The following is a 13,161-nucleotide window of genomic DNA, read 5'->3' on the forward strand; positions in this document are numbered from 1 at the left end:
CGAATGCGTGACAAGAAAAGTGACCGGACGTTTCCTGCGCTTCATTTAGCCGAGGCGCCTGAAGCGGACGATCCAGCGGTGGTTCACATGCGCATGCTTGAGGAACTGGCCGGCCGGCTGGATCAGTACAACGTCTTTGCCAAAGGCCAGTTCGTGATGTGGAAACCGGGGCTGAAAAACCGCAAGTTTCCGGATTATGGCGAGCCTGCGATCGTGACGGCGGTTTTGGTGGCCCCGATCTTCGACCCCAGCGAAAACGCCGCCGGCAGCCCCTATTTTCAGGAACTGCTTTCGCTGGTGATCGGCGTCTTCTGCGACGACGACTTCGTCGAATATCGCGTCGACGGAAGACGCTTCGAGCCGGTTGAAGCTGGCTCTTCGACATAATGTCGGTACAGCGCCTTCACCTGCTCGCACATGATCTCCTGCAATCGGAGCGGCGCAACGATCGTGACAGTCGGCCCCCAAGTGAGCAGGTGGTGAACGATCTGCAACAAGGCGCCTGCGTGGAAGCGCACAACAAGGGCGCCGTCCGGCTCATCCGTCAATGTTTGCGATGGGTGGAAAAGATATCCGCGCGCATCTCGCGCCGCTGACGCCTCAAAGCGCAAGACCACGTCATGCGGCTCCTCCTGAAAGACTCCGAAGGAACGTTCGGCATAATTTTTCAGATCGAAAATTTCCGGCCGGACGCCCAGCTCATCCGTCACCTTGACGTCGTCAATCAAATCCAGCCGATACAGGAAGGGATCCGGGCCCGGCTTGATGCTAGCGACGAGGTAATATCTCGGCCCGAAAATCAGGCCGTAGGGAATGACCTTGCGCCACCGACGATTGCCCTCCTCGTCCCGATAATAGAACCTGATCTTCTTTCCGCCTAACATCGCCTCTCGCAAGGCCGACAGCACGGAAGGGTCCTGTACGGGGCGCGGGCCGACCTGGCAGGCCAGCGTCTCAAAACATAATTGATCAGCGACATTGCGGCTCAGTTTCCGGCGGTCGTCCTCGCGAAGGCTGGCGCCAATCTTCGCACGCAGCGAATGGAGATATTTCGCGCGATCCGGCGCCTGTGACGCCTCCAAGGCGCGCGCTGCGTTCTCCAGTTCCGTAAGCTCAGCGACGGTCGGAATTGTCGCGAAATTGCCAAGGCCGCGCGTCGTCAAACGGAACCGGCGTTTGCGCCCATCCTCAATGTGGTCCAGCGCGCCAAAGGTTGTCTCAACCGTGTCCCGCATTCGCTCCGCGGTCCGCCGTTTCACGTCGAGACGCTCGCATATGTCATCCAGCGTAAGGCCGTCGAAATTGCTGGCGAGTAGCTGCGCCAGATAGAGAATTTTTTCGGCTTTGTCGAAACGCATCGAAATATCCAAATCACAATTCAACGTCCGATATTGACGTATTCATCCCGCATAAAATCGTCCTGTCAAGCAGGAGAAAATGATGCATTCCTACGAACGCTGGGCGGTTCTCCAATATTTTTGCGCACTACTGCGGATCAAGAGTTTTGAAAAGCCCCCCAGTCCAACCGCTGACATCCATTTGTGGATCGAGTCACACGGCCGGGCATTGGGGCTTCCCCCTGTGCAATTGCCGGATGACAAGACCGATCTCCTTGGCTTCGGAATGAAAGCGAGGGAGGCGACCGGCGTCTGGAGGTCCTGGCGAGCCGAGGTTCTCGCTCGGGGCGCTCGCCCTGCGCCGCCGCCTTCGAAGCTTCAAAAGCGGATCGAATGGCTTGCCGACAGCTGCGGCCTGCAAGCGGCGCAAAGGGTCGTTCTTGGCCTGCTGACGCGACTTGCGCAAAATTCTGCGTGCGCGGAATTGGTCGCGGCCGGCAACGACCAGCTGAATTACCGCTCCGTGGAGCCGGCCTTCGATCTCAATGAGTTGCGGCGATTCTTTCCCCCGAAGACACCGACCGTCGGCTTGCGCAATGGCGGCCTTCTCAAGCAATTCGGCTTGATCCAGCTCGACCACGGCGACAACATGCGCCTGACCGAGGTGGTCGAGAGGCTTCTTTCCGTTCCTCGGCTTCGCGCCAGGGAAGTTCGCGAATTGCTCCTCGGAACATCGGACGCCGCTTCCCTTGTTTGGGATGATTTCGACCACATCGGCGCGGAAACTGATCTGGCGGCCCGCCTCGTTGCCTCCAGCACCGGCGCGCGTGGCGCGAATATCCTGCTCTACGGCCCGCCCGGTACGGGCAAGAGCGAGTTCGCACGGACGCTTGGCGCCCGTGTCCGTCACGACGTTTATTTCGTCGGCGAAAAGGACGACCGTGAATCCGAGCCCGACCGGCGCGAACGCGTCGCCGCGCTCATCATCGCCAACGAGCTGGGCCTAGCCGCAGGCAAGATGATCCTCGTCGTGGACGAGGCAGACGATCTGTTCGCGGGCGTCGACGAGGACGACGCCTCGACGCGTCATGGCTCGAAAGTCTTCATGAACCGCCTTGTCGAGAGGGTGCGGGTTCCGACGATCTGGATCACGAACGACCTGTCCCGGCTCGGGCCCGCCGTCATCCGGCGCATGAATCTGGTCATCCGGTTCCCGAAGCCTGGCGAGGCGATCCGTCGCACGATCGTCGAAAGAGTCGCGGCGCGGAACGATTTTGCGCTCGACCAGCAGGCTGTCGGCAAACTGGCGCATGTCCCCGCCGCGCCGGCCTTGATCGAAAACGCAATCTCCTCCGCTGCGCGCATCAAGGGCACGGGCGAGGATGCGCTGAAGATCCTCGATGGCGGCATGAAGGCGATGGGTCATTCGCCGGCGCCCGCTGCGCCGACGCCGATCGCCTTTGACGCGGCGCTGAACCGGGCGGATGTCGATCTCTGGGCCTTGGCAGAGAAGATCAAGGCGGCGCCATCCAGGGCGCTTTCCTTCTGCCTTTCCGGGCCGCCCGGTGCCGGCAAATCGGCCTATGCGCGCTTCCTTGCGAAGGAGATGGGGCTCGAGGTTCTGGAAAAGCGCTATTCCGATATCATCTCCTGCTATCTCGGCGCGTCCGAGAAGGCGATCGCCGCCGCCTTCGAGGAGGCGGCCGATCTCGGCGCCTTTCTCATCCTCGACGAAGCGGACTCGCTCCTGCGCGATCGCGCCGCCGCGCGCTATTCCTGGGAGGTCACGCAAGTCAACGAAATGCTGACCTGGATGGAGCGGCACCCCCTGCCCTTCGCCTGCACGACCAATGCGGCCGACGCGCTCGACCCGGCCACCGCGCGGCGTTTCCTCTTCAAGATCCGCTTCCTGCCGATGGACGAGAGACAAATCGCCACAGCCTTTTTTCGGGCTTTCGGAATCGAGGCGCCGCGGTCTATCCTCAAGCTTGACCGTTTGACCCCCGGCGATTTTGCCGTTGTTGCGCGAAAGGCGGAGGTTTTGGGCGAACGCGATTCCCTGCGGCTGGCGCGTTGGCTGGAAGCAGAGGTGGCAGCGAAGCCGGGAGGGAAAAAGATCAGGATTGGATTCTAGCAAGACGAGAATCACAATGTCGATCAAAAGCAGAAGAGCGGAAACACCAGAGCAATTTGTTTATCTTTACAGGGATAAAAACGGCATCCCCCTCTATATCGGTCGCGGTAAAAGCACCGCCAGATCGTTAAGTCATACCGGTCCACACGCCCACAACGACCAACTGACAGAAACGCTGCGCAATCTAAAAGACTTCTCGATTGAGATTGCCGGGCCGTTCGGCGACGAGGAGACGGCGGCGCTCGTTGAGGGGGCGCTGATTTCAGCGTTCCAACGCACCCCGTGCGTCAAAATCCGCAACGAGATCAACGGGCCATCGATAGCCAATTTCCGCCCGATCGGGGTGCCGCAAGAGTTTTCGTCGCGCGCTTCGGAAGCCCCACTCGGAGCCGACGACCTCAGACGAGTGTCCGGCGGCAAAACGGCGCTGGTCGTCATTGTTAAGGATAAGGCTTTCGCAGACGGTCGGGTCGGCGTCGACTTGGCAAACCCGCCCACGGACGCTGAAATTCAAGAACGCATCGATCGGTGGTGGCAACTACGTGGCAAGATGGAGCAATGGCAAGGGAATTCGGCCCTAGCGCCGTCCGCATTGATTGCTGTCTCCGGCACGCCGAAGCACCGGATAGTTGTGGGATCGCTCGAAATCGATCGCAGAGCAACGTTTCCGTGGGAGACTAAGAAAGGTGGTTTGTGTCGGGTGCCCGTTGTTGATCACTCCAAACTGGACTTCGGAGGGATTCGCGGTCGTAGGGTTTCGTCGGGTGTCCTTCAGTTTGGCGGGGTTAGATCGCAGTTTTTCAATATCGTCTGATGAAGGCTTCCGGTTGATCGGCACCCGCTGCCATTCGCCTGCACAACCAATGCAGCCGACATGCTCGACCCGGCGAAGGCGCGGCGCTTCCTCTTCAAAATCAGGTGCTTTCCGATGGATTAAGGTCAAATCGCCACAGCCTTTTTGCGGAGGCGTCCCGGTCTATCCTCAAGCTTGACCTTTTGACCCCCCGGCGAATTCGCCTTCGTCGCCCAAGGCGGAGATTTTGGGCGAGCGCGATCCGGTTCGGCTGGCGCTGTGGCTGAAGGAGGAGGTAGCGGTGAAGGCGGAAGGGAAGCCGGTGAGAATGTGGTTTTGATTCTGGGGCGAGTCGCTGAAAATCTCTTTTCGTCCTGCTGGCAGCCCCGTCGAAAATGCAGTTATTCCGATGTGCCCGCGGCCAGAAACATTTGGAGAGTGTGTCGCATGCTAAGTGCCATTTTGCGCGGGAAAAGTCGTCGTATTCCCGATTCCGTGACGCCGGGCGCGTCATTAAAAAGCGTATTTAAAAGCAGTGAGGACCTGCTAACAGCGACCGTATTTGAACGTCTTTCTTACCTGCCAGGCGAGATACTATGGCAAATTCTTTGTGAAACTTTCAAGCCACCTCTGCTCCAAAGTCGAAAGGTTGCAACTCTGGAAGAACTGGAATTCTGGCCTTACTGGAACAAGGCGAACGAAACGTTGAAAAAGGACGTCGAACCAGACGTCGTCATGAGATTTTCGATCGGCGACCCAGCGAAATGCGTGACTCTAATCATAGAGTGTAAGCTGGGAGGTGCACAGCACCCAAACCAATGGGCTGAACAATGGATCGCCCACGCTGAAGAGTTCCGAGGAGACGAGGCTCCCGACGAATGCTTTTTCTTGGCGTTAGGTGGACTTCGAAACCGAGCGGCCGAAACGGTTGCAATTTTCTGCGACGAAATTACCAGGCTGCATGGCCAAATCGGAATACAAGCTTCGGCTGCTGACTGGTTGGATCTGCTGGGTGCGCTGAGAAACGTCAACGAGCAGTCGTCGTCTCTACGGCGAATAATCGCGGATATCCAGGAGGGGCTGGCTCTTTGCGACATCCGTCGAACAGAAGCACTTTCCGATCTTGTCTCCTATGCAGCGCGTTATCGCGGGACATTCGCAACCTCGGAAGAAACGTTGCGGCTCGATCGTGGCGAGGTCGGCGTCCGAGCCGAGCAAAAAGATTTAGCGCTGCTTGCCGAGTCAAACGGGAACGTCCTTCAGCGGGATCTAATTGACGATTGGTGCCACGTGGCGGCTAAATTTCGGCCGATCAATACGAAACCGAATACTTTTACTGAACTGGAGCCTTTGGCATGACGGGAAATAGCGAACTTTCTTTGGCCCTATTGGACGTACGGCGCGCATACAGGCTCCTATGGTCTTACCAGCGGCGTATGCTCGATATGATGTGCGTGATCGCGGACGCGTTCGAAGAACATGAGTTTTACGTCTGGGAGCCGTCGTATTTTGAACCGCCCTGCAAGCGCACTAGAGACCCGAGTAAGCACTGGGCTTGGGACATGTTGCCCATGGTCAACATGGCTTATCTTTGTTTACCTGAAGGGGCCGATCGGAACCACCCGAAAAAGGGACAATGGATGCTCGAAATCCTGCTAACATCGGATTCGGGATTCGAGCTATCCGAGACTGAAAATGAGCCGGATTCGAAAACTTTTGCCCCAGCTGAAAATGCAGAGTCGACGCTAACTTTGCTAGCGTGGCAATGCACCGCCGACACCGACCTTAATTGGCACGCCAAAATGTGGGCAGCCCATGATTACCCTGAGGGTGATGATGTTTTAACTGATTTAGATGAGATGCCGTTTCGTGTCCTAAGTAAGACGTTTGAACTTTCGACGCTCGCGGATCGAAACGCCGTTCGAGCGGCCGTTGCTCAGTTTCAGGCATTGGTCGACGAAAAAATGGGGATCCAAACTTTCAGTGAGTGATACTGGGTGCGGTACGCACAGACACAGTAACGGACCGCAGATAAAACGTCCGAAATTGACGCAGCTGGGGCGTGTATATCCATTGCGCGGCGCGTTGTCGCGCTACGGTGAAGAAGCCATGACCTAAATCATCCTCCCTCTGCCTGCGACCCGAAACGCGCGAGCGATGGCGCTTGCGCGGAATTCGGTCGTTTTGAGCCAGAGGAGGCCATCTTGCCTGAGATCACCATACGTTTGCACCCGGACCTCGCCGAACAACTTCTGGCCGCGGGGCCGGAGGGCGGGCGATCTCTCTCGGCCCTGTGGCGCCAGGCCGGGAACGCAATCAGGTCGCATGGGCGGCATATCGCCTATGCGCCCGCAGTGCTCCCCGATGGATTGAATTGCGCCATGAGCGTCCATGTCGGACTTCGCGGCATGGTCATCGAGGTCGACCGCCCCGGAACGCTGATCCCGGGACGGGATGTGGTTCCGGACCGGCGCGAACCCATCAAACGCACGACGCCAAAACGGCGCTGAAATTCGGGCGGGATTTTCCCGCCCGACCCCTCTCCTTGGGAAATGGCGCCGCAAGCACCCTGATCGCTCCTCCCCGGAAAAACGACCTCCGCGGCAGAAAAAAATCCGACTCGATAGGAAGGGACGTCCGTTTCTGACGGACCGCCCGCTTATTTCTTTTCGAGGCAAAGAGATGACGGCGCCCGCCATTCCGGGCCCGCTTCCGCTGCACCGACAAGACATCCGGAGACAGATCATGGCCATCGGGAATGCCGTTCAGCGCAGTTCGTTCATCTATGTCTACGATGAAAAAGGCCATCAGATTGCGACCATTCCAGCCGGATCCGGACCGAAGGATGGCCTGACCGGCTACACCTCCTCGACCGTCAATGTCCGGCGTGGGTCGTTCATCTACACCTATGACGCGAAAGGCAGGCAAATCGCCTCCACCCCGGCGCGTTGAGGCGTCGGCCTCGCTTTTCCCCGTTCCAAATCGAGAGACCAAAATTGTCCGATTGCCCATCGCAAAATTGCGTCGATGAAACCACGCAAGACCGCGCCTTCGGCGCCTTGGTGGGGCTGGCCGTCGGCGACGCCCTCGGCACGACGCTGGAATTCAGCAAACGTGACACTCAATCGCCCGTCGTCGACATCGTCGGTGGCGGCCCGTTCCGCCTCAGGCCCGGCGAATGGACCGACGACACCAGCATGGCGCTATGCCTCGCGGATTCCCTGGTCGCGAACAACGGCCTCAGCGAACGCGACTTGCTGGGTCGTTTCCTGCGCTGGTGGGAACTGGGGGAGAACAGCGTCAATGGCCGCTGTTTCGACATCGGCAATACGACGCGGCAGGCGCTCGCTTTCTTCAAGCGCCACGGGCGATGGGTTGGCCAGGGACCCGATGACAAATATCAGGCGGGCAATGGTTCGCTGATGCGATTGGCGCCGGCGGCGATCTTCGCCACGGGCGTTCTAGAAATGGCGAAGGAACTGGCGGAGCGCCAGAGCCTGACGACGCATGGATCCTCCCTTGCGGCGGAAGCCTGTGCGCTCTTCGCGCAGATGCTGGTGGAGGCGATTGACGGACAAACCAAGGACGAGGTTTTGCGGCAGCGCGCCGTCAACCACAGAGACCTTGCCGACGTCGCCGCAGGCGAGTGGCGTGAAAAGGCGCGTCACGAAATTTCTTCGTCGGGCTATGTCGTCGACACTCTCGAAGCCGCGCTTTGGAGCGTCGGCCGAACCGATAATTTCGCCGACGCCCTCATCCTCGCCGTCAATCTCGGTGGCGACGCCGACACGGTGGGAGCGGTGACCGGCCAGATCGCCGGCGCGATCTATGGGCGAAGCGGCATCCCGTCGCACTGGTTGAAGGCCTTGGCATGGCGGGATCGGATCGAGCAGCGGGCGATCGACCTGCTCCGCTCGGGCTTAGGCGCTCGCAGCAACGTCACCGCTTGAGCGGACGCAGAGGCTTTTATCGACGATTCCTTCACCTTGGCAGTTTAACCTCGTGCTGCATATTGGCTCGAGGTCATTTTCAGAAGGCCATTTTCTTTGAATTCTGCTGATAGGCATGTGTTTCAAGCTCGGATTCATCGCGGAGCGGACCAGATCGGGGGAACCTGCGTCGAGCTGTCCTGCGATGGCGCGCGCATTCTGCTGGAACTTGGAAAGCCGCTGGACGCGGAGGAAAGCGATCCTTCTCTACTCCCTGCCGTGAACGGCCTGCGCGGGTCGCCGGATGCGGGTCTGCTAGCGATCGTGATTTCGCATGGACACATCGATCACTGGGGCCTGACGCCGCTGATCGATGGGCAGATCAAGCTGGCGATGGGCGCGGCGACCCAGCGCATTTTGAAGGCTGCGGCGCCATTCGTGCCCAACGGATTTGCGCCAGAAAATGTCTTGCCTCTGGCAAACCGTCACGAACTGCAGATCGGGCCGTTCAAGATCACACCCTATCTCGTCGATCATTCGGCTTACGACGCCTATGCTATGGTCATCGACGCCGGGGGCCGCCGGCTGTTTTATTCCGGGGACATTCGCGGCCATGGCCGCAAGAGCAAATTGTTCGACGCGCTGGCACACCACCCGCCCAGAAGCATTGATACGATGCTGATGGAGGGATCGAGCCTCGGGCGGCTCGATGCGGAGGCACGTTTTCCGACGGAAGCCGAAGTCGAAGAGCGTTTCGTCGACGAGCTTTCGGTGCCCGGCTTCGTTATCGTCTCTGCTTCGGCCCAGAATATCGACCGGATCGTCAGCCTTTACCGCGCCTGCAAACGGACCGGTCGCACCCTTGTGCTCGATCTCTATGCCATGGAAATTTTGCGTTCGACCGAAAACCAGCATCTGCCGCAGGCAGGCTGGTCCAATCTCGCTGTCTATGTGCCCGAATATCAGCGCCGCCAGATCGTCCGCTCAAAACAGTTCGATTTGCTCGATCCATACAAGACCTCACGGATTTTTCGCGACAAACTCACGAAGCTCGGCCCAAAGGCGGTGATGCTGTTTCGGCCCGCAATGTGGGACGATGTCGAGAAGGCGGGCTTATGGTCGGGCGCTCGTGCAGTTTGGTCACAATGGAGTGGCTATCTCAAGGATGGCGCCGGCGCGAAACTCAAATCGGATTGGGCGGCGCGAAACGTGCCCATGACGATCATTCATACGTCAGGTCACGCCGATATCGCGGATCTCAGGCGGCTGGCCGAAGCGATCGCTCCGAAGCGGCTGGTGCCGATCCACACGTTCGAGGGCGACCGTTTCCCGGAGTATTTTTCCAATGTTGTTCGCCGCAAGGACGGCGAGTGGTGGGGGGTTTGATATGGCACTATTTGTCCGCTCGGTTGACCCAAAGGCTATGCAGAGCCTGCGCGCTCTCGCACAGGCGCCCAGAGACAATTGGTGGAAACAATTGTTGGCGGAATGGCGACCGAGCGGCCAGGGACTAGGTCTTCGATTGGCGATTCGTGAAAACACGATCGACTTTTATTGTGATGGCTGGCGCGTTGCTCACGTCGGCTTCAGCCACGCGCAACGCGACCAACTTCCAACGCCGTACATGTCCACGCATGTCAAATATCTAGACCGCGCCAACGAATTGAACAAGGTCGTCAAGTTCAACGCTCCCGGCGACGACGCCATTCTTACTCATGATGGCAAGATATTTTCGATCGGCGAGATCATCAAAAATATCCGGGCGCGCATGGCGGATATTCGCGCAGGCAAATATGCACGCAAGGGCCTTGAGAAGGAGGGAGTCGATCGGGTCGTCGGCAAAAACGCGACGGCGATCGATCTGGAAATAGGGATGTCCATCGACCTGTCCATTGCTCAGCAATACCCGAAAAAGGATGGAACGCCGTCGGGTGCGCCGCGGATCGATATCGTCTCGCTGGAACGCAGCCCGCTCGGCGCCAATCTTGTGTTTTGGGAGGCCAAGACACTTGACGATCCTCGCCTGCGCGCTGCCGACGCGGTCATTAGCGAGGTCATCACTCAAATGGAAATTTACGGAAAATATCTAGAGAACGACGAGCGGCGTGAGGCTATCGAAGCGGCCTATGGGGAGACGTGCAAAAAGCTGGTCGAATTGAACGAAATGCGCCCGCACCATGAGCCTCTCGACCAGATTGTCGTCGATGTCGCTGCAGGGAGAATCAACCCAAAGGTCGACCTGAATCCGCGCTTGATCATATTCGGCCAGAAGAACAATAAGAGCGCCTTCGACGACACGTATTGGAAGCCACACGCGACCAAAATCGTCGCAAAGGGCATTTGGGCGACTTATGAGGTTCGTCCCGACGAAATCGACCTGGCCGCCGAGCCCCGGCCAATCTACGGCTAAACGCCTAGCGCATTCAGAATAAGTCGTTTTTTATTGGCGAAGCGTCCGACCTTGATGGTCGCCGCCACCGAGCTGACTCGGATGCGCTAGCTCACGCGCAGCTTTGGAAACTTGTTATGAAAGGTGGGGCCGAGTGAACGCGAAGGCTTACGACATTATCGGCGATGTGCATGGGCAGGCCGAAAAGCTCGTCGGCCTGTTGCGAAAGCTAGATTATGCCGAGAGCGGCGGCGTCTGGCGTCATCCTGAGCGAACGGCGATCTTCGTCGGTGACCTCATCGATCGAGGCCCGCACCAGGTGGCGACGGTCGAGATCGCGCGGCGAATGGTCGACGGCGGCGCTGGTTACTGCATCATGGGCAACCATGAATTCAATGCGATCGCATGGGCGACGCCCGATCCGGAGGCTCCTGGAGAATATCTCCGTCGGCACGGCAAGCCGAACAACTACAATCAGCACAAGGCCTTTCTGGCCGAGGTCGAAAACACGCCGCTTCACGGCGAGCTGATATCCTGGTTCCGAACATTGCCACTGTGGCTCGATTTCGGCGACTTGCGCGTTATCCACGCCTGTTGGAACGACGGCTGCGTTGCCCAACTCGATACAGCACTCGGGCCGGAAGCCCTCCTGACTGACGAGATGCTCGTCGTCGCCAACCGAAAGGGCCATTGGGCTTACAATGCGGTCGAAACGCTGTGCAAGGGGCTTGAGATCGACCTGCCTGATGGAGCCTCCTTTCAGGACAAGGACGGCCATATCCGACATTCGGCGCGCATCAAATGGTGGAACAAGGATTTTGCATCACTGCGCCATTCCGCGATCGCGCCGAAAAGCGTTCTGGACGAAATGCCCGACATTTCTCTCGACCGCGGGGAAATGCTCAAACCCTATACCGGCCCGCCTGTCTTTTTCGGCCATTATTGGCTCAAGGGTTCACGGCAGGTCAGGTCGGAGCAATGCGCTTGCGTGGATTACAGCGCGGGTGCTGGCGGACCGCTCGTCGCCTATCGCTGGAAGGGGGAGTCCAGATTGCGGAACGAAGGCTTCGTGGCCTTTCCAGCCGATTGATCTCGGACCTTTCCTTCGCCAAAATGGGCCTCGTATTGCGATAATTGGTTTCAAGACGAGAGCCGTTGGATGACGCAGGCGACCACCACGAATGCACCGGTTCTCGACGCCGCGTCATTGAAAACCAAACAGCGGGCGCTTCGAGAGGGGTTCAAGCCTGCGTTGGCTCTGCGCGTCCACCGCGCCATCAGCTGGCTGGGCCGAGCAGAGGCCGCGGAAGACGATCACGATTTGCGATTCATCCTCCTCTGGGTCGGGTTCAACGCGGCCTATGCCCGCGATATCGGTCTGGAAACAGCGGGCGAGCGCGAAAGATTTGCGGCGTTCTTCAACAGGCTGGTGAAATTCGACAAGACCAATCGGATCTACAACGGCATCTGGAAGCGGTTCCCCCACGAGATTCGGCTGCTGCTCGACAATCGCTATGTCTTCGCGCCGTTCTGGGCGCATCATAACGGTTACGTCGGCTTCGATGATTGGGAGGCGCGCCTCAGCCGGAGCAAGCAGGCCATCGGCGCGGCAATGGCGCGGCAGGACACGCCGACGATCCTGTCCATTCTGTTCGATCGGCTTTATGTGCTGCGCAACCAGTTGGTGCATGGCGGCGCGACCTGGAGCAGCTCCGTGAATCGTCATCAAGTCAATGACGGCTCCGCCGTGCTGAGCTGGCTGCTACCGATATTCATTGATCTGCTCATGGACAATCCCGACTATGAATGGGGCAAACCGTTTTATCCGGTCGTCGAGTAATGTTGTTGGAATGGGACCGATGGTCATAGGCCGGCATCACGGTCTCGAGGTTCGTCCATGCAATCGCGCTTCTCAGCACAGGGATCGCAAAGAGTCTTGACCCACCTGGCCGGTCGGAGACGTCCCTTGTTGCCGCACCTCTCGCAGATCTTCGCGCTTAACGCACCCGCAAAACCGATCATCGCCCGCGCCTCATCCGATGCAGGATCTGCATAGAAACGCAGCGTTCCGAACTTCTGTTTGACCTGCCGCGCGCGAAGCCGCTGAACCTCGCCGCCGCTTTCGGTATGATCGAGCGCCACCAGTTGAGAACATAAGGTATCCAGAAGATCGAACCAACCGTCGCCGCAATCGAACCCGAACGCCATGGCCGACTGGCTCGGGTCGGCTCCGTAATCGACGAAAAGCGTGGGATATTTATCGACGAGCTGCCGTTCCAATTCCGGGCTCATGATGAAGCGCCATTGACGTGGGGTGCACCCCGTTTGGCCGGACGCATGGCGGGCCGGGGTAAGCACTCGGGCGGATGAACCTCTTCAAGTTGCCGTAGGCGCTTCATCTCGGACGGCATGAGGCCGGAGTACTTCTTGCGCCAGTGGTAGAACGTCGCGTCACTGATGTTGAACTTTCGGCAGACCTCGGCGACCGGAACGCCGTCCTCCACCTGCTTAAAAACAAAAGCAATTTTCGCCTCCGAAGACTTCGGCGCCTTCATGGAACTCTCCTCTCTCCCGAACAG

Annotated in this window: 14 protein-coding genes and 1 pseudogene; 12 read left to right on the top strand and 3 right to left on the bottom strand. The window is 58.7% G+C overall.

Features of this window, described 5'->3' with window-relative positions:
• Window positions 1-3 precede the first annotated feature (3 nt).
• Entirely contained in the window at window positions 4-387 is a 384-nt protein-coding gene (locus QM467_RS15760) for a hypothetical protein (RefSeq protein ID WP_283367296.1), read from the top strand.
• Here the strand turns inward: QM467_RS15760 and QM467_RS15765 are convergent.
• A complete protein-coding gene (locus QM467_RS15765) occupies window positions 279-1,358 on the bottom strand; it encodes a helix-turn-helix transcriptional regulator (RefSeq protein WP_283367297.1) in 1,080 nt (359 codons plus the stop codon). The two genes, QM467_RS15760 and QM467_RS15765, sit on opposite strands and share 109 nt — an antisense overlap.
• 82 nt (window positions 1,359-1,440) lie before the next feature.
• On the opposite strand from QM467_RS15765, the gene QM467_RS15770 reads away from it, so the two are divergent.
• The 11 genes from QM467_RS15770 (at window position 1,441) to QM467_RS15820 (ending at window position 12,422) form a co-directional block, all read left to right on the top strand.
• Window positions 1,441-3,471 (top strand): AAA family ATPase, encoded by a 2,031-nt coding sequence (locus tag QM467_RS15770; RefSeq protein WP_283367298.1) that lies wholly within the window; start codon window positions 1,441-1,443, stop codon window positions 3,469-3,471.
• A 16-nt stretch (window positions 3,472-3,487) separates the two neighbouring features.
• Window positions 3,488-4,285, top strand: coding sequence for a hypothetical protein (locus tag QM467_RS15775; RefSeq protein WP_283367299.1), 798 nt, complete (start codon window positions 3,488-3,490; stop codon window positions 4,283-4,285).
• 426 nt (window positions 4,286-4,711) lie between these two features.
• Window positions 4,712-5,623, top strand: a complete 912-nt coding sequence (locus QM467_RS15780; RefSeq protein ID WP_283367300.1) for a hypothetical protein — start codon at window positions 4,712-4,714, stop codon at window positions 5,621-5,623.
• On the top strand, window positions 5,620-6,255 hold the full coding sequence (locus QM467_RS15785; RefSeq protein WP_283367301.1) for a hypothetical protein: 636 nt from the start codon (window positions 5,620-5,622) through the stop codon (window positions 6,253-6,255). The genes QM467_RS15780 and QM467_RS15785 overlap by 4 nt, the downstream gene beginning before the upstream one ends.
• 213 nt (window positions 6,256-6,468) lie before the next feature.
• On the top strand, window positions 6,469-6,774 hold the full coding sequence (locus QM467_RS15790; protein ID WP_283367302.1) for a hypothetical protein: 306 nt from the start codon (window positions 6,469-6,471) through the stop codon (window positions 6,772-6,774).
• 235 nt (window positions 6,775-7,009) lie between these two features.
• The gene (locus tag QM467_RS15795; protein WP_283367303.1) at window positions 7,010-7,216 is read left to right on the top strand and encodes a hypothetical protein; all 207 of its coding nucleotides are present in this window, start codon (window positions 7,010-7,012) and stop codon (window positions 7,214-7,216) included.
• A 44-nt stretch (window positions 7,217-7,260) separates the two neighbouring features.
• Window positions 7,261-8,214 (top strand): ADP-ribosylglycohydrolase family protein, encoded by a 954-nt coding sequence (locus QM467_RS15800; protein WP_283367304.1) that lies wholly within the window; start codon window positions 7,261-7,263, stop codon window positions 8,212-8,214.
• Between the two features lie 96 nt (window positions 8,215-8,310).
• The gene (locus tag QM467_RS15805; protein WP_446737788.1) at window positions 8,311-9,579 is read left to right on the top strand and encodes an MBL fold metallo-hydrolase; all 1,269 of its coding nucleotides are present in this window, start codon (window positions 8,311-8,313) and stop codon (window positions 9,577-9,579) included.
• A gap of 1 nt (window position 9,580) precedes the next feature.
• Window positions 9,581-10,603, top strand: coding sequence for a hypothetical protein (locus QM467_RS15810; RefSeq protein ID WP_283367306.1), 1,023 nt, complete (start codon window positions 9,581-9,583; stop codon window positions 10,601-10,603).
• 133 nt (window positions 10,604-10,736) lie between these two features.
• Window positions 10,737-11,672, top strand: a complete 936-nt coding sequence (locus tag QM467_RS15815) for a metallophosphoesterase (RefSeq protein WP_283367307.1) — start codon at window positions 10,737-10,739, stop codon at window positions 11,670-11,672.
• 69 nt (window positions 11,673-11,741) lie between these two features.
• A complete protein-coding gene (locus QM467_RS15820; protein WP_283367308.1) occupies window positions 11,742-12,422 on the top strand; it encodes a HEPN domain-containing protein in 681 nt (226 codons plus the stop codon).
• A 23-nt stretch (window positions 12,423-12,445) separates the two neighbouring features.
• Here QM467_RS15820 and QM467_RS15825 read toward each other — a convergent pair whose 3' ends face one another.
• Window positions 12,446-12,874, bottom strand: a complete 429-nt coding sequence (locus QM467_RS15825) for a hypothetical protein (RefSeq protein WP_283367309.1) — start codon at window positions 12,872-12,874, stop codon at window positions 12,446-12,448.
• A gap of 80 nt (window positions 12,875-12,954) precedes the next feature.
• Window positions 12,955-13,137: pseudogene (locus tag QM467_RS15830) on the bottom strand (transposase); the annotation flags it as partial.
• Between the last annotated feature and the right edge of the window lie 24 nt (window positions 13,138-13,161).

The sequence above is a fragment of the Rhodoblastus sp. 17X3 genome, from assembly GCF_030056575.1.
Lineage (GTDB): Bacteria > Pseudomonadota > Alphaproteobacteria > Rhizobiales > Beijerinckiaceae > Rhodoblastus.